We start from the raw sequence: 23277 nt of genomic DNA, 5'->3' as shown, positions 1-23277 counted from the left end.
AAAACAGGATATATATGATAGGATTTAATAGTGGCAGTGAAGTAATCTATCAGTGCAGCACCCGCCTGACGGCCGGCTCCGGCATCGGAGTGGGGGTGTTCATCGCGCTGGTGTTTGCCTGGATACTCGGCCGCGACTGGCTGCTGATGGACAAGGGCAACCTTTGGATGATTGCCGTCTTCATGCTGGTGGGCGTGCTCATCGCCCTGCGGGGTGTTTACCTCTATTGCCGTCCGCGTGTGGAGACGAGGCACATCGTGGTGGGCAACCTGACGCACCGCCTCTACCTGCGCAACAAGCCCCTCTTCGTGCTCTTCACCGGCGGCGTGTATGCGCTGGTGGTGGTAGGGGTGACGCTCGTCTTCGACCTGATAGAGTGGGCGGTGGAAGGCTTCGATGTTGCCGTATGGGCCGACCGCTTCCGTCTGCGCAACCTGATGATTGTGGCGCTGGCCTTTGTGGGCGGCGCGCTGAAGTATTACCTGGATTATTACTATTACAGCCGTTGGCTGAAGAACAACGGATAATTGATAATGGACAATGGATAATTGGAAGATTACGATATGGGCTTTGCTCTTCCTGTTGGGCGGAAACGCCCTGAAGGGATGGGCGCAGGACGACCGTCGGGCGCGTGCGGAGCGCATCTATGAACACCTCGTCGAAGGCCGTGGCGACAGCATCTATGCCGCCCTCAACGACGAGGCGCAGCGACAGCTCTCGCCCGCCGTGTTTGCCGACACCTGGCGCCAGCTGACGGGTCAGTTCGGCGCGTTGCAGTCGGCCGGAGCCTGGACGCAGGAAGCCGTGCAGGGCGTGGAGCTGTGCCGCCGCGACCTGACCTTCGAACGCTACCGCCTGCGCCTGCTCGTGGGTTTCGACGCCGACGGGCGGCTGAACACCATTCGCGTGGTGCCTGCCCCCGAACCTGCCGGAGCGCCTGCCGTGGCCTTCGACCGCACGCTGATGGAAGAGCGCGACACCGTGGTGGTGACCGACGGCTACCGCCTGCCTGCCACGCTGACCCTGCCCCGCCTGAAGGAGGAGGGCCGGCGCGTGCCCTGCGTAGTGCTGGTACACGGTTCGGGTTCCAACGACCGCGACGAGACCATAGGCCCCAACAAGCCCTTCCGCGACCTGGCCTGGCTGCTGGCCTACCGCGGCATTGCCACCCTGCGCTACGACAAGCGCACGAAGGTCTATGGCGCCGATTGCGTGCCGCAGGGCCGCCGGCTGGACATGGATGTGGAGACGGTGGACGATGCCCTCTCGGCCGTCCGTCTGGCAGCCGGCCTGCCTCAGGTGGCGGCCGACAGTGTCTTTGTCCTCGGCCACAGTCAGGGCGGCATGATGGCTCCGCGCATCGCCCAACGTTCGCCGCAGGTGGCAGGCATCATCATCGTGGCCGGACCTGCCCGTCTCTTCGAGGATCTGCTGGTGGAGCAGTCGGAATACCTCGCCTCGCTGACCACGCCCAGCAAACAGACGCGCACCCGGCTGGACGAGCTGAAGCGGCAGGTGGCCAACGTGAAGCGCCTGGGCACGCCCGCCTTCAGCGACACCATCGCCCTGCCCTTGGGCCTGCCCAAAGGGTATTGGGAATTTCTGCAAACCTACCAGGCCGTGCCTGTGGCCTCGGCGCTGACCTGCCCCGTGCTGGTGCTTCAGGGCGAGCGCGACTATCAGGTCACCATGCAGGACTACGGCCTGTGGCTCATGGGCCTGCTCACCCGTCCCAAGGCGCAGCTCAAGTCCTATCCCGCGCTGAACCACCTGTTACAGGAAGGCAAGGGCAAGTCCACCCCGCTGGAGTATAACGAGGCGCGCCCCGTGCCCTCCTGCGTGGCCGACGACGTGGCCGGCTTCATCCGCGGCAGGGATGTGCGTTGATTGTTGTTTGTCTGGTAAAAATACGTATAGAGAAAGTGGCAACGAAGAAAGAAAATACAACCAAGAGTTTTGTCCTGCGCGTGGACGCCGCCACGATGGATGCCATCGAGAAGTGGGCGGCCGACGAGTTCCGCAGCACCAACGGCCAGCTCCAGTGGATCATCAACGAGGCCCTGCGCAAGAGCGGGCGGCTGAAGGAGGCGAAGAAGCGTCCGGCCGATGAGGACCCCGCGGACGAAGCGGAAGGCAAGACTCCCGAAAAAGAATAAGACGATGGAAATGATGAAAAGACAGATGATATTATGGATGGCGATGCTCTGCCTGGTGCTGGGTGTGGAAGCCCAGCCGGTGGCCCGCACAGACTGGTCACGAGACCTGGACTCCCTGGCCCGATGGCTGCCCCAGCGGCACTACGACTTCTTTACCGTCCGCAGTCGGGCCGATTTCGACCGAGGTATTGAGGCCTGGAAACGCCGGAGCCGCAACGGGTTGTCCGACCTGCAGATGGCCTTGGGGCTGCAGCAGTGGATTGCCACCTTCGGCGACCTGCACACCAACCTGAACTTCACCCCTCTGCTCGACCGCAACCGCCTGCTGCCCCTGGGCCTGAAGTGGATGGCCGATGGCTTGTACGTCGTTACCGCTCCCGTGGGGCAGGAAGCCATGTTGGGTTGTCGGTTGGTGGAGCTGAACGGTACTGCTGCCGAAGTGGTGGCCGACAGCCTGGGCACCCTCTTCTCGGCCGACAACGAGGCGGTGCGCAAGACGATGGTGCCCAATTACCTGTGCTTCGTCCAACTGCTGGAACACTTCGGATTCGTGTCGGACGGTCGCGTCACGCTCAAGCTGGCTTCAGCCGATGGCAGCCTGCAGGAACACGAGCTGACGTCCGGCCCCATAGACCCCAGGCAGCTGGCTACATTCCGTCCGAGCGGCTTGCCCCTCTGCTATCGGAATGCCCGTACCCTTTTTACCCTGCACTACGAGGCGGCGGACAGCCTCCTCTACATCCAGTACAACAAGTGTTGGAGCAGGGAGCTGGAAGAAGCCAATGGCAACAAGTCGGTAGCCTCCCGCCTGCCTTCGTTTGCCGCGCTGGAGGACAGTGTGTTCGCCACGCTCCGCCATCGGCCCGTCAGCAGGCTGGTGTGGGATGTCCGCTTCAATGGGGGCGGCAATTCGCAGCCGGGCACCCGTCTGGCTGAAAAGCTGGCCGACTTCATGCATCGGGTGGACAATCCGCCCCGCGTCTATGTGGTGCTGGGGGCGGCCACCTTCTCGTCCGCCATTCTGAATGCGCTGGACTTCAAGCGCCTGTTGGGTGCCTGCTGGGTGGGAGAGGAAACCTCCGGCAAGCCCAACCATCTGGGCGAAGTGTGCAGCTTCACCCTGCCCGCTTCGGGCCTGCAGGTGCAATACTCCACCAAGTATTTCAAGAACGTGGACGAAGAGGTCGATACGCTGGTGCCCGACGTGCACATCCCGATGACTTTCGACGATTATCGGCAGGGAGTGGACCCTGTCTATGAGTGGATTAAAAAACAATGACGATTATGATACGAATCAAGTCTTTCCATCTGTTTGGCGTGAACCTGGGTCCTTTCTCGGCCCACGATTGTCCCGATGTACATTTCCGCCCCGCCGTCGTGGATTGGGTGATGGAAGGCGTGGCCCTGCTTCTGGTTGTGCTGGGCTGGGTGGGCGTGCTTTGGCAGTATACCACACAAGGCGGACAGGCGGATGGTAATATGTGGGTATCGGCCCTCCTGTCGACGCTCGTGTTCGCGCTGATGGTGACGGGTGCCCGCCTGCCCGTGCGCTTCATCCGCTTCCCTGTGCGCGTGAATGCCCGCAACGTAGGGCAGCAATACGTGTGCGTGGTGCGCCTCCTGCGGGCGTTCAACGTCTGCATCAGCCTGCTCTTTGCCGTCGGCCCTTGGACCGACCACCATCTGTGGGCACGCATCGTCTGCCTGGTCGCGCTGGTGCTGATGGTCCTCTTTCTGGCCGTCTATTACATTGCGGCCCTGCGGCTGAAGTAATAATACCTAAAACTACCTATTTTCCTCCCTGCAATACCCACTTTTGGGTATTGCCCCCCTTTGAGTGCCCCCGTACCTTTGCACCAACAAAAAATTATAAAAAATAAGGGAAATGAAACAAAAGGTATGGGGCCTTTCATTGGGCCTGATGCTCTGTACAGGAGCACTTTACGCCGACGAGGGAACAACCTCTCAACGGCAGGAGTCCGACGGACGGGCCAAGCTGGCAAGTATCGAAGCCGTACAGAAAACCGACGCCGAAGCCGCTCCGCGCAAACTGCGATTCACCATCGGCGGCTATGGGGAAGCCGTCTACAGCTACAATTTTTATAGTGACAACTACCTGCGCTACGACAGCCCGCAGAACTACAAGGACGACACGCACGGTCGCTTCGACCTGCCTCACGTAGTCATCATGCTGGGTTACGACTTCGGCAAGGGTTGGACCATGGGTACCGAAATCGAGTTCGAACATGGCGGCACGGAGAGTGCCGTCGAGATTGAGGAACACGAAGGCGGCGAGTACGAAAGCGAAGTGGAGCGTGGCGGTGAAGTGGCCCTCGAGCAATTTTGGATTCAGAAGTCCTTCTGTCCCCAGTTCAACATCAAGCTGGGCCACATGGTAGTGCCCGTCGGCATGACCAATGCCCACCACCTGCCCACCGAGTTCTTCGGTGTCTATCGACCCGAGGGCGAGAACACCATCCTGCCCTGCACGTGGCACGAGACGGGCGTCAGCCTTTGGGGCCGTGCCGGCCAGTGGCGCTACGAAGCCATGCTTCTGGCAGGTCTCGACTCCGACCGCTTCGGCAGCAAGGAATGGGTGAAAGGTGGAGCGGGCAGCCCCTACGAATTCAAGATAGCCAATGCCATGGCAGGTGCCTTCCGCGTGGACAACTATTCGGTGAAAGGCCTGCGCCTCTCGCTCAGCGGCTATGCGGGCAATTCCTTCAGCAACACCCTGAAGAAGGCCACCAACGCCGTTTACGACGATGTGAAGGGAACGGTACTCATCGGCGCGTTCGACTTCTGCTACGACGCCCACAACTGGGTGGCGCGCGGCTCGTTCGACTATGGTCACCTGTCCGACGCCGACCTCATCACCCGTTACAACCAGAGTTTTTCCAAGGACTCTCCCTCGCCCAAGCAGCCCGTGGCCTCGAGTGCCATTGCCACAGGTGTGGAGGTGGGTTACGACTTCCTTTCCCTCAACCCCAGACGTACCGACAAGGAGCAGCGCCTCTACCTCTTCGGCCGCTACGAGTACTACGACTCCATGTACAAGACTGCCAAGGCCGTGACCCACTACGAGGAGTATGGCCGCCAGCGTCTGGCCGTGGGCGTCAACTACTATCCGCTGAAGGAAGTCGTGCTCAAGGGCGAATATTCCATCGGCCTCCTCAAAAGCAAGTTCAACAACGAGCCTGCCGTGTCGGTAGGCGTTGCCTATGCGGGCTTCTTCAACTTGTAATAGCTCACCACAGATGGCGCAGATTGACACAGACCTTTCTTGATTTTCAGATTGTCAGGTCGATGAATCTGTGATAATCCGTGTAATCTGTGGTGAAGATCTGATTTTACTTGAATACATTCCATAATAACCAAAAAACATAAGACACAATGAAAACGTTTCTGAAATTTCCGCTCTGTCTGGCTCTGGGAGCCATGATGGGCATGAGTATGACATCTTGTAGTGACAACGATGACCCTACCGACGGAACCGAGCTTTCGGCTCAGGAGAAGGCCTTGAAGGAAGTGGTGGCCGACTTTGCCGACAAGACCGTGATTCCTTCGTATCAGGGCATGGCCGACGCCGCCATGAGCCTTCACAGCTTGTGTATCGACATCCGCACGAAGAAGCAGGCTGGTACGCTGACCACCGCCGACGTAGAGGCCGCCTGCGAGGCCTGGAAGCTGGCGCGCGACTATTGGGAGAAGAGTGAGGCATGGCTGTTTGGCCCTGCAGGCGACTACAACGTAGACCCCCACATCGACTCCTGGCCGCTGGACAAGACGGGTATGGACGCTCTGCTGAACAACCCCGCCCAGATGGCGCAGATGGACGACGAAGGCAACTATGTGGGCAACTACCTGGGCTATGCCCTGCAAGGCTTCCATGCCATCGAGTACCTGCTCTTCGAGCTGACCAACACCAATGCCAGCGGTAACGCTACGGCCAATTCTACCAGCGTGGCCCACAACCTGAACTACACTACCGAAGAGCTGAACTACCTCGTGGGGCTGGCAGGCGACCTGCGCAACCAGTGCATCCTGCTGGAGGCCTGCTGGGCAGGAACTGAGAATGTATCGGCCGAGAAGCAGCAGATTCTGACCGACACCGAACTGGACAAGGGCAAGAACTTCGGCGATAACATCAAGAATGCAGGCGCGGCAGGCAGTGAGTACAAGAACTACCTCGACGTGGTGTACGACATGATAACGGCCGGCATACAGAACATTGCCAACGAGGTGGGCAACATCAAGATTGGTAACCCTACGGGCAAGGGACTTCCCTCGGGCGGCATGGAGTACGACCCCAGCTACATCGAGTCGCCCTACAGCCTGAACTCCATCCGCGACTTCCTGGGCAATGTCATCAGCATCCGCAATGCCTATCAGGGCTCGCCCTCGGTGGACGGTACCATTCAGGTGGCAACACACACGCTGAGCACCTACGTCGCCACGCTCAATGCCGATTTGGACAGCCGCGTGAAGGCCGCCATCCAAGACGCCTACGACAAGATAAGCCTGATGGGCGAACCCTTTGCCTACACCTGTGGTGCGGCCGAGTACGATAAAGTCAATCAGGATGCCATCGATGCCTGCAATGTGATGAACGATATCTTCGACGAGGTGAAGACGTTGTTGCAGGCCAACCATTAAAGATAGAACAGCACTACTGTCCACTAAAAATGGACAAGGTTAAAAATTAAATAAATTCGGTTCACTTGAATCATATCGGTCTTTGACATTTTTGAAATTCGATTTGTCGAACAAGTCACTGAGATGTGTTTTGTCGGTCAGAGAGATTCCGAGGATTTGAAGAACCTCATAGACGCTGCGTTCTAATTTCATATCGTGTTGAATTATTGCTACCAAACAGTAAGTAATTATCGCACAATAGATTTGTATGCGTACTGCGTTTTCCGATGTTCCCCAAAACTTCTTAATCCTGAGGTGTTGTTTTATCCATTTGAAGAACAGTTCAACACTCCATCTGTTTCGATAAAGCGATGATATCAACTCCGCAGATGCGTCAAGATTGTTTGTCAGGAAGATATATCGTGTACCGTCTTCAGGATTTTCAACGATGAGTTTTCTAAGTTCCTCAGGATAATCCTTAGAACTTTTATAAACCGTAAAGCACCCGATTGCATCCGAAACTACACCTTCCGGCAATCTTCGTTTCCAGGTTTTAGGCTTGATCCGTACGTTTGTTTTGGCTCGTACAACGAAGAAAGCACCTATACGATTTATCGTATTAAGATTGCTGAAGTCGTTATATCCGCGGTCGAATATGTAGTGCGCTCCAGATTCGTATGGTATCTCAGGCATAGCCTTTGAATCGTGAATGTTGGCAGGTGTAATATGCACAAATGCAGGTACTTCCGCTTCAACATCATAGAGCGTATGCAACTTTATTCCGCCTTTATGTTTGCGAAATTTGGCCCATTCAAACACCGACAGGCACAAATCAACCGTTGTAGAGTCAAATGCGTAAACATGACCGTCAAGTTCGAATATTTTATTGATTCTACGCTTGCGGGCCTCGGCAATCATGAATGTTGCATACTCCTCGAAAATATGGTAATCACGTTGCTCATTAGCCTTACTGAGATTGCTTCGTGTTACAGATTTCCCGATTCCGAGATGGTAGAGTTTCCCAGCATGTGCTTCCATAGCCACAACCAGATCTCGGAGGCTCTCTCGATTGGATAGCTGACCGAACATCATCGTAAGCAACTGATTCCAACAGGTATAGCTTTTGATATACTTGTTGCCATTGTATTTCTTCACAATGTATTTGAATTTCTCGTAATCAAGGAATTTAACTAATTGAGAGAAAACGTACTCGTCTTTAAACATAACGGTCTGATTTTGACCGCAAAGTTAAATTCAAGTCTCGGGAATCTAAAATTACCTATAACAAATTGAATTTCAATAATTTCAAAGAACTTCTATGATTTTTTAGTGGACACTAATGATAGAACAGAAAAAAAGAAAAGTCAATGATGAAAAAGACCTGTTTTTATGTTATTCTTGGAGCCGCTCTGAGCCTGACGGCCTGTAGCGACGACGACGTGAAGGGCGACAATCCTTCGCCCGATACGCCCGCTGAGCTGCCCGACTGGTACTACACGGGCGGCGAACTGGGCACTACCTCCAACTCTACCTCGACGGCCTTCGAAGACCCTACGGCCGTGGTCGAGGCCGACGCTACCATGAATGCCGCCTTCAACCGTGGCGAGCAGTTCTTCGAGAAACCTTTCACGGCCAACTTCGACGGCATGCGCCATGGCCTGGGACCGCTCTACATCCGCTCTTCGTGCATCCATTGTCATCCTGGCTACGGGCATGGCAAGAGCCAGAACAGCGGCACGTTCAACACCAACGAGATAGGAAACGGCTATCTGCTGGTGGTTTACAACCCCGAGACCGAGGCCTATGTGCCCTGGCTGGCAGGCATGCCGCAAACTCATGCCGTGGCCCCCTTCAAGGCGCCGCTCGACGAGTCGCAGATAACCATCACCTGGCATGAATATACCGACGCCTTCGGCAACAAGTTCCCCGACGGCGAGACCTACCAGCTGCGCTACCCCGAAGTGGACATCCCCAGGAGTGCCATCTACGTGGCCAACCGTGGCTACGACGTGGGCGAATACGAGGTGCGTCTGGAGTCCACCATCGGCATTTATGGCACGGGCCTGCTCGATGCCATCAGCGACGAGGACCTCAAAGCCGAGTACGCCAAGCAGGAGCAGGACGGCTACCTGCCCAATGGCCTGAACCCAAACATCTTCGCCAACGGCGACTGGACGGGGCAGTATGCCAACACCGCTCAGGGTGGCGACGGTACGAAGTATCCCTACCGCTATACCTACGCCCTGAGCCGTGGCCCCTTGCAGGACGCGGCGGGTGCCAATGCCTTCTGGAACATCACCAACGCCACGCGCAGCGACCGCCGCTTCCATTACCTCGACGCGGCAGGCTCCTACGCCCAATATGCTTCGCAGGACCCTGACATTCAGGCGGGCTTTCCCAGCTACATCGCCAAGGTGTCCACACCCGAGGAACACCCTGAATGGTTCACGGACAACGTGGCGGACAACATCTACAACTACCTGACCTCGAAGACGCTGCCCGTCGAGGTGAGCGACCAGGACTACATCGACCTCATGGTGTGGCATCGGGGCCTGGCCGTACCCGCCGCCCGCAATGTGGACGACGAGGACGTGCTTCGCGGCAAGGAACTCTTCTCGGAGATAGGTTGCGCCTACTGCCACAAGCCCACATGGACGACGGGCGATGACGAGATACGCGACCCTGCCCGCTTCTTCACAGGCGACAAGGCCAAGCAACTGCCCCGCTATCCGCATCAGAAGATTTGGCCCTACACCGACATGGTGCAGCACAAACTTCACATGGTGAACGACATCCGCACTGGTTGGTGCCGCACCACGCCGCTCTGGGGGCGCGGCCTGCATCAGCGTTGCACAGGGGCCGAGTATGCCGACCGCCTGCACGACTGCCGTGCGCGCACCACGATGGAGGCCATCATGTGGCACGGCACCAGCGAGCAGAGCGATGCCTACTACACCGTCCAGAAGTTCCGCGAGCTTTCGAAAGAGGACCGCGAGGCGGTGGTGAAGTTCATCGACTCCATCTGATGGCTTGCCGATAAAAAGATGTAAGAACACTACAGATAGCATTGCTTTGCACAGAACTTTTTAAAACATAGAGTTCGTATGTGTAAAGCAGTGCTTTTTGTGGTGTAAAGCACTGCTTTTCCCTATAAACTCTTTTCTGGTATGAAAATTCTGAGAAATCTTTCCTTCGGCCTGTTGGGCCTGCTTGTCTGTGTATTGATGGCCGCCACGTGTGTGGAGAAGGTGTGGGGCACTCCCTTGGTCGTGCGCCACGTCTATGGCTCGCCCTGGTTCGTGGCCTGCTGGGCGCTGATGGCCGTTGCGGGTATCGGTTATCTGTGGTGTCGTCGGGTGCAGAAGCGTCGGGCGACTTTTTTGTTCCATCTCTCTTTAGTGTGGATTTTGTTGGGTGCGCTGGTCACCCACGTGTGGGGTGTACAGGGGCGCGTGCACCTGCGGCAGGGCGAGGAGGTGGAGGCCTTTGCCACATCCGAGGGGCAGACGGCGGCCTTCCCCTTCCGCCTCTCGCTGGAGGAGTTCAAGGTGGAGCATTATGCAGGCACATCGGCACCGAAAGACTTCGTGAGCCGCTTCACGCTGGCCGCAGGCGATGAAGTGCATCAGGGCGAGGTGTCCATGAACCGCATCTTCCGCCATGAGGGCTACCGCTTCTATCAGTCGGGCTACGACTCCGACGGGCAGGGCGTCNCTGGCCGCGCCCTTCGTGCGGGCGGCCGAAGACCTGCCGCGCACCTTGCCGCGCGAGACGGCTGCTTGCTTCGGTCGGCTCTATGTCTACTACAACGACCGCGTCTGCCCCCTGCAGACGCTGGCCAAGGACTTCACCATGAAGCTCTGTGGCAAGCCCACGTATCGGGGCCTCACAGCCGAGCAGGTGCTGACGGGTTGGTTCTTCTACTACGACGATTGGAAGCGCGAGCCGTGCATCCGCGTGAAGAGTGCCGACGTGCGCCGCCTGCTGGGGATTGGTGGACGCTATGCCTCGTTGCAGGACTTCTTCGGCCCTGAGGGCTACCGACTCGATGCCGAAGCCTTGGCCGACGCTTCCATGGCCGATGCGAAGGCCGTGGGCGAGGCCAACGAGAAGTTCAGCCTGGTGAGCAGCGTGGCAACAGGGGCGGCTTGGCGCATCTTTCCCTATACGCCCCCGTCGTCGGCCGATGCCTCCCGCCTGGAGTGGCTCTCCCTGGCCGACCGCCTGCCGCGCGACATGCCCCTCGAAGAAGGCACCTTTGTGCGCGGGGCGATGAACTACGTGGCCGAGCAGGTGGCGCGCAAGGATTTTGCCGAGGTGGAGCGGCTGGTGGACAAAATACGCCGTTACCAGCAGCGCGAGGGTGGGGCGTTGTTGCCCTCTGACCTTCGCTTTCGTGCCGAGCGGGTCTATAACCAGGTGAACGACAGCTTTCCGCTGGCCGTGGCCTCTGTCGTGCTGGGGTTGTTCTCCTTTATTTATTCTGTCCGCTGCCTGATGCTTTGTCGGCAGGAGAGGCGAGTGGTAAGTCGTGTACTGCTGGTCGCATTGGCTCTGATGGCCTGTTGGCTGGCAGGCCTGATGGTGCTTCGTGGCCTGGTGAGCGGCCACCTGCCCATGTCCAACGGGCACGAGACGATGCACCTGCTGGCCCTTTGTGCCGCCCTGCTCACCCTCGTCTTCCATCGCCGTCTGCCCCTGGCGCTTCCTTTGGGCTTTCTGGTATGTGGGTTGGCGTTGGTGGTGTCCATGCTGGGCGAGCGCAATCCGCAGGTGGGCCAACTGATGCCTGTCCTTGCCTCGCCCCTGCTCAGTGTGCATGTGGCGGTCATCATGGTGGCCTACGCCCTGCTGGCCTTCGTCATGCTCAATGGGGTGGCGGCGCTGGTCTTGCTTGCTTCGCATAGGGAGTGTGAAGCTCAGGTGGAGCGCCTTCAGGTGGTGAGCAGCCTGCTGCTCTATCCGGCCGTCTTCCTGCTGGCGGCAGGCATCTTCATCGGAGCCGTGTGGGCCAATGTGTCGTGGGGCCGCTACTGGGGATGGGACCCTAAGGAGGTGTGGGCGCTGGTCACGATGCTTGTCTATGCTTTGGCGCTCCATCCTGCTTCGTTGCCCTGCTTCCGCCGTCCGTTGTTCTTCCACGTGTTCAGTGTGGTGGCCTTCCTCTGCGTGCTGGTTACCTATTTCGGCGTCAACTTCCTGCTGGGAGGCATGCACAGCTATGCTTGATGAAGGGAGAATTATTTCTCTTGATACCTACTGCCTGATGTTTCGTACCCGAAAATACCTATTTCAGGCGATTGTGGCTTCCGTGCCGATGCGCTACCTTTGCAGCATCAGATTTGAATGAATTAGTTAGTCATAATTACGTAACCACAAGTAAGGTAAAAAGATTCCCGCCTTCCGATGCGACATCGTGGGGCGGGAATTTCCTTGTATGCCCACCACAGATTACGCAGATTGACACAGACTTCTAAAAAGAAATATCTCTGAAATCTGTGCCAATCTGCGTAATCTGTGGTAAAAAAATGTGCTTTACAGCTTCTCCTTGATATCGCTCAGCTCCACCAGCTTGTTGACGATGGCATAGATGGTGAGGCCGGCGGGCGAGTGTATCTGCAGCTTGCGCGCGATGTTGCGGCGGTGGGTGATGACGGTGTGAATACTCAGGAAGAGCTTTTCGGCAATGGCCTTGTTCGTCATGCCTTTCACGACACAGGTCACGATTTCTTTCTCGCGCTGGCTCAGCGTGTCCGATTCGTTGTCCTTCTCCTCCTCTTCCTCCTCGTCGTTGTGGAGCAGGCCGTTCAGCTTGGCGGCGATGAGGTCGAGGTCGTCGCAGATGGAGAAGCGCTCGTCGTAGTCCTTCAGTACGTTGTCGTGGGTAACGGACGAGAGGAGGGCGATGTACTTCACGCCTGCCAAGCGGGGATGTTCGGCCTTGAAGGCGGGCAGGTTGAACCAGCCCTCGAACGAGGGGTTGATGACGACCATGTCCGGCTGGTGCAGGTGGGCGTAGTGGCTCAGCGCTTCGGCGGAGTTCACCTCGATGGGATGGATGTCGAGGTTGGGGATGCGTTTCAATACGGCCAATACGCCGCTGCGGATGATGACGGACGTCTCGGCCACAACTATTTTCAACGACCGGTTATTGCTGTTCATCTTTCAGTCTCCTTTCCATCTGCGCCACGGCAGGCACAAACATGTAGTCCTCCACCTGGCAGTGCGACGCCAGGTCCTGCTCACAATTGAAGATGTCGAACAGGACGGCGTTCAGCAGGTTGTTGTTCTCCTTTTCGGGGTAATACTTGATGATGATGTTCTTCAGCTCCGTCAGCTTGCGGTCTATCTGGTTGTGGTGGCTGGCGAAGGTGGCGATATCATAGGTGGCGGACAGGCGGCCTTGCAACAGCCCGTCCACGTAGGTGAAGACGGCCTGGTTCTCGTACTCCATGTGGCGGCGCACCTCCTTGGCATATTCGTCGAAGAACTTCAGGATGAGGAAGGCCACGTCGTTGGTGCCCGAGCAGTCGATGGCCTCGATGAGCTTGCGTCGGATGGCTGGCAGGTTGAAGTCGAGGAAGTACGTGTGCGCCCGCTTCAGGTAGTCCATCAGGGCGGTGAGCGAGAAGTCGTCCTCCTCGCCGCTGTACGTGTAGGGTTCGTGGCTGATGAAGTTGGCTACGGCCAGAAAGGTCTTGTAGTCCACCCCCTGTGCCTGGCAGACATCCTTCACCGAGCGGTCGCCGAAGCCCAGCGACAGGCCGAAGCGGCTCATCACCATCAGTAGGGAGTAATTGTCGCAGATGAGGTCGCTCATCTTGTCCGTGGCGCGGTATTTATGCGGTTCGTTCATGGGCGTAAATGCTTGTTACTGTTATAACTGCCTTAGGGCAGCGGTTGTTCTTTTCTCGGCCGCAAATTAACGATTTTTTGGTGGACGGCGCAATCCCCATTTGTAGGTATTTCGTAGAGTGGGGCACCACAGAGGACACAGAGTCATCCTCCTTCCCTTCTTTCATGCAAACTAAATCTTTTAGTTCTTATTAACGAGAAAAATTAGTTTATGAACTAAATTCTTTCGTTATTTGCGGATGGAAGAGCTATGAGCTACAAGTTACGAGTTACGAGCTACAAGCTACAAGTATGAATGGATAACTGTTTTTTATATATAATTCCTATAACTCGTAGCTCGTAGCTCGTAGCTAAAAACTGAAAAGATATGAAAGGACTGACCGCAAAAGAAGAAGAAATCATGGGCTTTTTCTGGGAGAAGGGCCCGTTGTTCGTGAAGGAGATGCTGGCTTTCTACGACGAGCCGAAGCCGCATTTCAATACCCTGTCCACCATTGTGCGCGGGCTGGAGGAGAAAGGCTACCTGTCGCACAAGGCCTATGGCAACACCTATCAGTATTATGCTACCGTGAGCCGCGACGACTTCAGCCGCCGCACCCTGCGGAGCGTCATCAGCAAGTATTTCAACAACTCCTACCTGGGCGCCGTCTCGTCGTTGGTGAAGGAGGAAGACATTTCGCTGAAGGAACTCAAGGAGCTGATACAGAAAGTAGAGGAGGGACGGTTATGAGACGGCGTATGTTGATGTTTGTGTGGCTGCTTTGTGGCATAGCTATGTTTTCTTGGGGGCAGTCGGACGGAAAAAAGGAACCGAAGCTGCTGGTGGACAGCTGCTTCTTTGCGGAAATGCCTTCGGAGTTGCAGGGAGCTTCCTATCGGATGTCCTTCCTGAAGAGCGACGACGGGCGGATGCTGTTGCTGGTGACAGGCATCAAGCTGAGCGAGAAGTCGAAAGAATATGCCATTCCCCTGTCCGAAGTGAAGGATGCCGACTATTGGCTGGAGAAGGCGAAGGAAAACAAGCAGTTCCTGTCCATCAAAGATCGCACTCCCAAGTTGGCCTTGAAGGAGGGCGAGCGCATCAAGCCCTTCAGCGTGCAGGCCACGGACGGCACCCGCTGGACCGACAGTAACACACAGGGGCGTCCGCTGGTGTTGAACTTCTGGTACACAGGTTGCGGCCCTTGCATCCGCGAGATGCCCGAGCTGAACGGGTGGATGGACACCTGCCCCGACGTGAACTACCTGGCCGTCACCTGGAATACGCCCGAACAGATACAGAAGATTGTGGAGCGTCGTGGTTTCCGCTTCCATCAGGTGGCAGGCGACTCTGTGTTGTGGAAGATGTTCGGCGTGCAGCAGACGCCCACCACCGTAGTGCTCGACAAGCAGGGCGTGGTGCGCAAACTCGTGATAGGCACCAGCCAGCAGAAACGCGACGAGCTGCTGGAGGCTATCCGGCAGGTGTCGGGTGAGAAACAATGATCAGTTGGATAATTTAATATGGAATCCGTATGAAAAAGATTGCATTGGTAATGTTGTCCGTGCTGTGCTGGTTAAGCGGGTACGCACAACTGAAGGTGGTGGAGAAACCTTACTTCCTGGGCGGGGAGACAAGGCTGGAGGTGAGCCGTGTATCTCTCTATGATGACCGTACGGTGATCGACGTGGACTATTATGCCGGAGCCATGGGAGATGCAATCAGGTTGTCCCCTTCGGCCACTTTGTCGGCCGGAGGCAAGCAATATGCCTTGAAGAAGGCTGAAGGCATTTCGACCACGGAGGATTTGGAGGTAGCCCCTAACGGGAAAGTCAGCATGCAGTGGACATTCGAGCCACTTCCACTCGATGTCGCCACGTTTGACTTTCAGGAAAATGTGGATCGGGGTTGGAAGCTGAATCAGATACATTTGGACGGCAAAAAGCCCGAAATCGTTGTGCCCGAACCTTTGATCAGTCATCGGCCAGACTACGACCGCCCTCTGCCGGCGGCCGAGCCTGCCTTTGGAAAGTTCCACATCACTGTCCGTTTCCTGGGCCAGGTGTCGCCGGGCAGCATCCGTTATGGTTTGAGCGAATGGGGGGCACAATCGTTCCTGCCTGTTACAATCGAAGAGAAGGACGGCGTTTGTGTGATAGACGACTACCTGACCCATCCGGGGTTGAAGTCATTCTACGTGGGCAGGCGGAAGTTCTCGGTCTTCGTGGTGCCGGGCAGTGAGGTGACGATGACCATTAACTATTATGCCATGCAGATGGCCGGTACGCATCTCTTCGGCGAAGAATACAAGAATGTGCAGAAGGTGTGGTTCGAAGGCGATTACGACGGACTGAACACTGCCTTGGCCAACGGCCCTTATAGCCTGGATGCGACCGACGAACTGGATGATATCGGTACCTTGTCGGTGGACGAACTGAAAGAGAAGGTATTGGCTTATTATGACCGGGTGAATCAGTGGCTGGAGAACGATGCTTCGCTCAGTGAGCCTGTGAAGAGATTGTTGCACTTGGAATTGCAGGCTCTTACATTCAGCAACGTTTCCTCTGCCAAGTACATCATAGGTTATGCTCCACGGGCTAAAGGGCAGAAGCGGGGCAACTTGGTAGAAGGGCCTGGCTTCCGCGACGAAATCATGGCACTTGACTCCCTCCGCTCACCGGCCATGATGATGACTACGCGCTATTCGAGCATTGTGTCGGCCTTGAGTAAGGCTCACGACCCTGCCGCAGACCACCCCTGGTGCAAGGATATGGAAAGCACGGCCTTGAACGAGATGGCGCGCCGCTACCTGGGACGTATGGCTCAGCTGCCCGATACGTTGCTGGCCAAGGTGGACAGCCTGCAGACGCCTGCCATCCGCGAATATGTCCTGACCAAACACCACGAATACGCAGAGGCTCTGAAAAAGTCTGCCAATGAAGGCGACGGCTATACCATCGCTACGCTGGACGCTTCCGTCAGGGGCGACAGCCTGTTGTCGGCCATTACTGCCCGTCACAAGGGACGTGTGGTACTGATAGACTTCTGGGCCACGTGGTGCGGCCCGTGCCGTCAGGCCATGAAGAGCATGGAGCCGATGAAGGAGGAACTGAAGGGCAAGGAGGTGGATTTTGTGTTCGTGACCGACGAAACCTCTCCGCAGGTGTTATGGAAGAAGATGATTCCCGACATTCATGGCGAGCATTATTACCTGACCAACGCACAGAATGCCGACCTGCTGAAGAAATATCAGTTCACAGGCATCCCCGCCTACTTGATATTGGACAAGGAAGGCCGCGTGGTGTACCAGCATGTGGGCTTCCCTGGCACGGAGGTCATGAAGCAGGAATTGGAGAAAGCATTGGAAACGTTTTAAGTGAACAAATGGATATGGGAACCTTTTTAGTCTACATACTCAAGTCGGCCGCCTGCCTGGCGGTGTTCTACCTGTTCTATAAGTTGCTGATGAGTCGCGACACGTTTCATCGCTTCAACCGCTTTGCCCTGCTGGGGCTGCTGGTGCTCTCGTCCGTGCTGCCGCTGGTGGAGGTCAGCGTGAACCGTCCCGCTCCTGTCCACGAGACGATGCTTACGCTGGAGCAGCTTCTCCTGCTGGCCGATGTGCAGGCGGAAGGCGAGGTCGTATCCCAACCCACTACGGCCCTGTGGGTGCGCGTGGCTCTGCTGGTCTATCTGGCGGGCATTGTCTTCTTTGCCGTGCGTAACCTGTGGTCGCTGGGGCGGCTGGCTGTCTTGCTTCGTCGGGGGCGGGTAGAACGCGTGTCGGATTACCTGCCGGGCAGGGGAGAAAAGGTAAGACTGGTGGTACACGACCAGGCTATCGCTCCCTTCAGCTGGATGCGCTACATTGTCCTCTCGCGCAAGGACCTCGAGGAGAACGGTCGCGAGATACTCATCCACGAGCTGGCGCACATCCGCAACCATCACTCGTGGGACCTGCTGCTGGCCGACCTCTGCATCTTCGTGCAGTGGTTCAATCCTGCCGCATGGCTCCTGAAGCAGGAGTTGCAGACCCTCCACGAGTACGAGGCCGACGAGACCGTGCTGCGCGAGGGCGTGGACGCGAAGAAATATCAGATGTTGTTAATAAAAAAAGCTGTCGGCACAAGGCTCTACTCTATGGCCAACAGCTTTAATCACAGTTCACTTAAAAAACGTATCACTATGATGTTAAAAGAAAAGTCCAATCCGTGGGCGCGGGTGAAGTACCTCTACGTGCTCCCGCTGGCGGCACTGGCCGTGTCGGCCTTTGCCCGTCCCGAAGTGTCGGCCGTGGCCGACGAGCTTTCAAGCGCCAAAGTTAATGATTTGGTGGCAAGTATGAAAACAAATCAGCCGGAAACTGCCTCCGTCGCAGTGAAAGATACCCTGACACCTGACGAACCCGTCTTCGAGGTCGTGGAGCAGATGCCCGAGTTTCCCAACGGGGGCGTGACGGGGCTGACGGAGTATATCAAGCAGAACCTGCGCTATCCCGCCGAGGCTAAGAAGGCAGGCACGCAGGGGCGCGTGGTTGTCCAGTTCCTGATCAACGAGAACGGTGCCATCAGCGATGTGAGTGTGCTGCGCAGCGTTGACCGCCTGCTCGATGCCGAGGCTGTCCGCCTTGTCCGCTCCATGCCCAAGTGGAAGCCGGGTATGCAGAAGGGGAAGGCGGTGACGGTGAAGTACACCTTGCCTGTGCCGTTCAGACTGAAGGATGTGGAAGCGGAGGCTTCGGACAAAAAAGACCATCTGATTATCGTGGAAGGGGCTCAAACGGGCTATGCGGATATATCGATACAGGTGAACGGTCGGGAGGTGACTCCTGAAATCCTTCGCGCCCTCAATCCTGACCGTATTCAGTCAGTTTCCATTCTGAAGGAACCGGTCGATGTGGCGAAGTACACGACAGACAAGAGCAAGAAAGCCGTGATGCAGGTCACGCTGAAGAAGGAGGAATCGAAACCCTTGGCAGGTATAGTGTCCACCATCCGCGTGTCGGACAACGCCTCGAAGGAACAGGTGGTAATTGACGATGTAATGGTGGATGAGGCCAAGTTTAAGTCCTTGTCACCCGACCAGATTGAGTCTATTAACATTTTGAAGCCCGAGGAAGCCAATATTTTCTATGGCGGGGCAGGCAAGAACGGCGTCATTGTTGTCCGTACCAAGTCCGCTGCCAGCGCGAAGGACGGCGAACTGAAGGTCAGCGGGCGGGTGGTGGACCCGCAGGGCGAGCCCGTTATCGGAGCCTATATCACAATTGAAGGTACGACCAACGGTACTGTGACCGACGTGGATGGCAAATTTACGCTTACGGCTCCCAACGACGCCATGCTCAAGGTGGGCTATGTTGGCATGAAGGAGGCCCGTCTCAAGGCCTCGCCTATTCTGGTTGTGAAGTTGGAGGAAGAATGATAATACTTGTCAAAGTGACACTTTGATTTCCCAAGCCCGTGAGAATCGCGTATTTCGGACGCAAGGCAGGTGTCGTGGAAAAGAACGGAGCGGCAACCTCTTTTCTCTCTTATTGCCAGGGAGATAGCGAAAACTTTACATTTGAAATAGCGGAAAAAGCCGCCCTTTGAAGCTGCCGAAACGAGGTCTTTCTCCTCTTTCGGCGGCTTTTTCATGGAAAACAGGCGTTGTTCGGCCTCCAAACATGCCCGCTTTTGCCTGAAAAGCGGCTTTCTTTTGTCGTGAAAGCTGCTTTCTTTTGTCGTGAAAGCTGCTTTCTGTCGGCAGAAAACCGATATTTTATCGACAGGAAGTAGACGTTTTGTTGTCGGAAAGCCTGCCTTTTCCCATATTCATTGCCCGTTTCTCTTTTTTCCCCTTCCCGTTGGCACTTGTCGGGAGAATGGCTGTGTCAGCAAAATGGCGAATTTGCTTTCTTTTTGTTATCCTTGTCCGTAAAGATATGGTTTTTCCGTTTAAAATAGTATCTTTGCCCTCCGTGAACGTAAACGAGGCTTTGAAATGAAAAATATCCTGCTTTTGACTGCTCTGCTGGCCGCCTGGCTGACGCCCGCGCTGGCTTGTACTTCGGCCGTAGTGTCCGGACGGGCGACACCCGACGGCCGTCCCCTATTGTGGAAACATCGTGATACGGACTTTCTCCAAAACCATGTGGAGTACGTCCGCGGCGAGAAGTACGACTTCATCGCCGTGGTCAACAGTGCCGACTTCCGCCAGAAGCGCGAGGCATGGATAGGCACCAACTCGGCGGGCTTCGCGCTGATGAACACGCAGAGCTACAACCTCGTGGACGTGAAGGACGACGAGGAGCGCGGCGCTGCCAATGGACGCGTCATCTATCGGGCGCTCGAAGTCTGTGCCACGGTCGACGACTTCCGCCACTTCCTCGACACCATCGCCAAGCCCAGCCTGATAGAAGCCAACTTTGGCGCGATAGACGCGCAGGGCGGAGCCATGATGTTCGAGGTGGATTACTATACTTATAAGATATACGATGCCAACGACCCTGCAACGGCGCCCGACGGCTACGTGGCCCGCACCAACTTTTCCCAGTCGGGACAGTATGGACCGGGGGCGGGTGTGGTGCGCTACCAGGAGGCTGTGCGGGTGCTCGACCCCTTGGCACATGCGCAGGCCGTTACACCCCGACACATTTTCGATGACCTGTCGCGCTCCTTCCACAACTGTGTGCTGGGCATTGACCTGAAGGAAGCCCCCTTTACGGACGCCGATGCGTCGGGCTGGTTTGTCGACCAGGACTTCATTCCCCGCAGCAGTAGCTCGTGTTCGGTTGTGGTGCAGGGGGTGAAGAAGGGCGAGTCGGCCACACTGACCACCATGTGGACGGTGTTGGGCTATGCGCCTACGGGAGTGGCCGTTCCGCTTTGGGTCGATTCGGAATTGCCTCGCATGGTCTGCATGGACGATGGGCTGGGAACTTCTCCGTTGTCCTACGGCTCGTTGTCCCTGAAGGATCGGGTGTTCTCCCTGAAGTGGGGCATGGGTAGCGACCGCTACCTGCACTGGTCCTTGCTTTACAATGCACAGGGCAGCGGCTACATGCAGCAGCTGGCCCCCTACGAAGCGGAAAACTTTGAGCAGGCAGAACGCGCCTTGGAAAGCTGGCGGCGGCAGAACAGGGTAGACAGGCAAGAGATGAAGGCCCTCTACCGGCGGCTGGACAATTCCAGTCTGTGGAAGCAATACAAGGAATGGTTAGAAGAATAAATCAGGAGAAAATAGCATGAAGAACAAACGGACAATGCTGGTGGCATTGCTGGGCCTTTGTGTGGCCCTGCCCCAGCAGGCACAGAACAAGTCCATCTACCACAAGGGATGGATCGATTTCAACAAGAACGGCGTGAAGGACGTCTACGAAGACCCCACGCAGCCGGTGGACAAGCGGGTGGACGACCTGCTCCGCCAGATGAACATCAACGAGAAAACCTGCCAGCTGGCCACCCTCTACGGCTACGGCCGTGTATTGCAGGACTCCCTCCCCACAGAGCGGTGGAAGACGGAGGTGTGGAAAGACGGCATCGCCAACATCGACGAGATGCTCAACGGCGTGGGCGGCAAATCGGGCCGCGTGGAGCAGATGCTCTATCCCTTCAGCAACCATGCCGAAGCTATCAACCGTGTGCAGCGATGGTTCGTGGAGGAGACGAGGCTGGGCATCCCTGTGGACTTCAGCAACGAAGGCATCCACGGCCTGAACCACACCAAGGCAACGCCTCTGCCGGCGCCGATAGCCATCGGCAGCACGTGGAACCGCGAGCTGGTACACCAGGCAGGTAACATCGCCGGGCAGGAAGCGCGGGCCTTGGGCTATACCAATGTCTATGCCCCTATCCTCGACGTAGTGCGCGACCCCCGCTGGGGACGCACGCTGGAGTGCTACGGCGAAGACCCCTATCTGATTGCTTCGCTGGGCTCGGAGATGGTGAAGGGCATCCAGTCGCAGGGCGTGGCCTCGACGCTGAAGCATTATGCTGTCTACAGCGTGCCCAAAGGCGGACGTGACGGTAATTGCCGTACCGATCCGCATGTGGCGCCGCGCGAACTGCACCAGCTCTATCTCTATCCTTTCAAGAAAGTCATTCAGGAGGCCCATCCGATGGGCGTCATGAGCAGTTATAACGACTGGGACGGCGTGCCCGTGACGGCCAGCTACTATTTCCTCACCGAACTGCTGCGCGAGGAGTATGGCTTCGACGGCTATGTGGTGAGCGACAGCGAGGCTGTGGAGTATGTCCAGACCAAGCATCGCGTGGCCGATACCTACGACGAGGCCGTGCGACAGGTGCTCGAAGCGGGTCTGAACGTGCGTACCCACTTCACACCGCCGGCCGACTTCATCCTGCCCATCCGTTGTCTGCTGGAGCAGAAGAAGATTTCGATGGCCACCATCGACAAGCGTGTGGCCGAAGTGCTGCGTGTCAAGTTCCGCCTGGGCCTGTTCGACCATCCGTACGTGGAAGACACAAAGGCTTCGGACCGGGTGGGCGGCGTGGACCGCAACATGGACTTCGTCAAGCAGATACAGCAACAGTCGCTTGTCCTGCTGAAGAACGACGGTGGTCTGCTTCCGCTGGACCGTCAGCAGGTGCGCAAAGTGCTTGTCACCGGTCCGCTGGCCGACGAGAGCAACTTTATGGAGAGCCGCTACGGCCCCAACCGCCTGGAGAAGGTGACCGTGCTCGACGGCCTCCGCACCTATCTGAGAGGCAGTGCCGAAGTGGTCTATGCCAAGGGATGCGACATCGTGGACAAGGGCTGGCCTGCCACTGAGATTCTTCCCACTCCGTTGACCGATGAAGAGAAGTCCTGCATGGCCGAGGCTGTTCAGAAGGCTGCCGATTGTGATGTCATCGTCGCCGTGCTGGGCGAGGACGAATACCGCACGGGCGAAAGCCGTTCGCGCACCTCGCTCGACTTGCCGGGTCGCCAGCAGCAATTGCTCGAAGCCCTCTATGCTACAGGCAAGCCCGTCGTGCTGGTGCTCATCAACGGCCAGCCGCTCACCATCAACTGGGCGGACAAGCGCATCCCTGCCATTCTGGAGACTTGGTTCCCCAGCTGTCAGGGCGGAACGGTGATTGCCGAGACCCTTTTCGGCGAACACAATCCGGGCGGCAAGCTCACGGTGACCTTCCCCAAGAGTGTGGGACAGATTGAACTGAACTTCCCCTTCAAGCCGGGCTCTCATGGCAGTCAGCCCCAGTCTGGTCCCAACGGTTCGGGCTCTACCCGTGTGTTGGGTGAGCTTTATCCCTTCGGCTATGGCTTGAGCTATACTACCTTTGCCTATTCCGACCTCGAAGTGACGCCGCTCGAGCAGTCTACCCAGGGCGACTATACCGTTCGTCTGAAGGTGACCAACACTGGCAAGCGGGCAGGCGACGAAGTGGTGCAGCTCTACGTGCGCGACAAGGTGAGCAGCGTCATCACCTACGATTCGCAGCTCCGTGGTTTCGAACGCGTCTCCCTGCAACCGGGTGAAACGAAGGAAGTCACCTTCCGCCTCACACCCGAAGACCTGCAACTGCTGGACCGCAACATGCGGTGGACGGTGGAGCCGGGCGAGTTTGAGTTCATGGTCGGTGCATCGAGCCAGGACATCCGTCTGAAGCAGACGGTGCGGGCGTTGCCTTGAAAAGAATTGAACAG

18 protein-coding genes and 1 pseudogene are annotated in these 23277 nt (G+C 56.9%); 16 read left to right on the top strand and 3 right to left on the bottom strand.

Annotated features, from left to right (window positions below; translation table 11 throughout):
- Positions 1-14 precede the first annotated feature (14 nt).
- The 7 genes from BQ7483_RS00905 to BQ7483_RS00875 all read left to right on the top strand — a co-directional run bounded on the left by BQ7483_RS00905 (position 15) and on the right by BQ7483_RS00875 (position 6812).
- Complete coding sequence (locus BQ7483_RS00905; protein ID WP_072544508.1) at positions 15-527, top strand: hypothetical protein; 513 nt, start codon at positions 15-17, stop codon at positions 525-527.
- A gap of 13 nt (positions 528-540) precedes the next feature.
- Entirely contained in the window at positions 541-1887 is a 1347-nt protein-coding gene (locus BQ7483_RS00900; protein WP_072544507.1) for an alpha/beta hydrolase, read from the top strand.
- Positions 1888-1982: 95 nt separating this feature from the next.
- Positions 1983-2156, top strand: a complete 174-nt coding sequence (locus tag BQ7483_RS00895) for a type II toxin-antitoxin system antitoxin (protein WP_072544555.1) — start codon at positions 1983-1985, stop codon at positions 2154-2156.
- A gap of 4 nt (positions 2157-2160) precedes the next feature.
- Complete coding sequence (locus BQ7483_RS00890; protein ID WP_072544506.1) at positions 2161-3435, top strand: S41 family peptidase; 1275 nt, start codon at positions 2161-2163, stop codon at positions 3433-3435.
- Positions 3436-3440: 5 nt separating this feature from the next.
- Positions 3441-3929 carry a hypothetical protein gene (locus BQ7483_RS00885; protein WP_072544554.1) on the top strand — a complete coding sequence of 163 codons (489 nt, stop codon included), beginning with the start codon at positions 3441-3443 and terminating at the stop codon, positions 3927-3929.
- Positions 3930-4041: 112 nt separating this feature from the next.
- Positions 4042-5400, top strand: coding sequence for a hypothetical protein (locus BQ7483_RS00880; RefSeq protein WP_072544505.1), 1359 nt, complete (start codon positions 4042-4044; stop codon positions 5398-5400).
- Between the two features lie 149 nt (positions 5401-5549).
- Positions 5550-6812, top strand: coding sequence for an imelysin family protein (locus tag BQ7483_RS00875; protein ID WP_072544504.1), 1263 nt, complete (start codon positions 5550-5552; stop codon positions 6810-6812).
- Between the two features lie 39 nt (positions 6813-6851).
- On the opposite strand, the gene BQ7483_RS00870 is transcribed toward BQ7483_RS00875, so the two are convergent.
- Positions 6852-8015, bottom strand: coding sequence for an IS4 family transposase (locus BQ7483_RS00870; protein WP_072544385.1), 1164 nt, complete (start codon positions 8013-8015; stop codon positions 6852-6854).
- Between the two features lie 146 nt (positions 8016-8161).
- On the opposite strand from BQ7483_RS00870, the gene BQ7483_RS00865 reads away from it, so the two are divergent.
- From BQ7483_RS00865 to BQ7483_RS18225, 3 genes and pseudogenes are all read left to right on the top strand, one after another.
- Positions 8162-9817 carry a di-heme oxidoredictase family protein gene (locus BQ7483_RS00865; protein WP_139247493.1) on the top strand — a complete coding sequence of 552 codons (1656 nt, stop codon included), beginning with the start codon at positions 8162-8164 and terminating at the stop codon, positions 9815-9817.
- Positions 9818-9958: 141 nt separating this feature from the next.
- Positions 9959-10438 (top strand): annotated as a pseudogene (locus tag BQ7483_RS18230) (cytochrome c biogenesis protein ResB); the annotation flags it as partial.
- An 82-nt stretch (positions 10439-10520) separates the two neighbouring features.
- Positions 10521-12020, top strand: coding sequence for a cytochrome c biogenesis protein (locus BQ7483_RS18225; protein WP_317041257.1), 1500 nt, complete (start codon positions 10521-10523; stop codon positions 12018-12020).
- A gap of 306 nt (positions 12021-12326) precedes the next feature.
- On the opposite strand, the gene BQ7483_RS00855 is transcribed toward BQ7483_RS18225, so the two are convergent.
- Both BQ7483_RS00855 and BQ7483_RS00850 read right to left on the bottom strand, forming a co-directional pair.
- Positions 12327-12953, bottom strand: coding sequence for a response regulator transcription factor (locus tag BQ7483_RS00855; RefSeq protein ID WP_072544502.1), 627 nt, complete (start codon positions 12951-12953; stop codon positions 12327-12329).
- Positions 12940-13647 carry a hemerythrin domain-containing protein gene (locus tag BQ7483_RS00850; protein WP_072544501.1) on the bottom strand — a complete coding sequence of 236 codons (708 nt, stop codon included), beginning with the start codon at positions 13645-13647 and terminating at the stop codon, positions 12940-12942. The genes BQ7483_RS00855 and BQ7483_RS00850 overlap by 14 nt, the downstream gene beginning before the upstream one ends.
- A gap of 366 nt (positions 13648-14013) precedes the next feature.
- On the opposite strand from BQ7483_RS00850, the gene BQ7483_RS00845 reads away from it, so the two are divergent.
- From BQ7483_RS00845 to BQ7483_RS00815, 6 genes are all read left to right on the top strand, one after another.
- Positions 14014-14376: a BlaI/MecI/CopY family transcriptional regulator gene (locus BQ7483_RS00845; protein WP_072544500.1), complete on the top strand. Its 363-nt coding sequence runs from the start codon at positions 14014-14016 to the stop codon at positions 14374-14376.
- Positions 14373-15131, top strand: a complete 759-nt coding sequence (locus BQ7483_RS00840) for a TlpA family protein disulfide reductase (protein WP_083535611.1) — start codon at positions 14373-14375, stop codon at positions 15129-15131. The genes BQ7483_RS00845 and BQ7483_RS00840 overlap by 4 nt, the downstream gene beginning before the upstream one ends.
- Positions 15132-15160: 29 nt before the next feature.
- Positions 15161-17002 carry a TlpA family protein disulfide reductase gene (locus BQ7483_RS00835; protein WP_083535610.1) on the top strand — a complete coding sequence of 614 codons (1842 nt, stop codon included), beginning with the start codon at positions 15161-15163 and terminating at the stop codon, positions 17000-17002.
- A gap of 14 nt (positions 17003-17016) precedes the next feature.
- A complete protein-coding gene (locus BQ7483_RS00830; protein WP_072544497.1) occupies positions 17017-19047 on the top strand; it encodes a M56 family metallopeptidase in 2031 nt (676 codons plus the stop codon).
- Between the two features lie 561 nt (positions 19048-19608).
- On the top strand, positions 19609-20835 hold the full coding sequence (locus tag BQ7483_RS00820) for a hypothetical protein (protein ID WP_072544495.1): 1227 nt from the start codon (positions 19609-19611) through the stop codon (positions 20833-20835).
- A gap of 16 nt (positions 20836-20851) precedes the next feature.
- Positions 20852-23263: a glycoside hydrolase family 3 N-terminal domain-containing protein gene (locus BQ7483_RS00815; RefSeq protein WP_072544494.1), complete on the top strand. Its 2412-nt coding sequence runs from the start codon at positions 20852-20854 to the stop codon at positions 23261-23263.
- The last annotated feature ends 14 nt before the right edge of the window (positions 23264-23277 follow it).

Origin of the sequence: Mediterranea massiliensis (assembly GCF_900128475.1) — a bacterium.
GTDB lineage: Bacteria > Bacteroidota > Bacteroidia > Bacteroidales > Bacteroidaceae > Bacteroides > Bacteroides massiliensis_E.
Note: the sequence above shows the minus strand (reverse complement) of the source record. Positions and strands in the feature narration are given on the sequence as shown.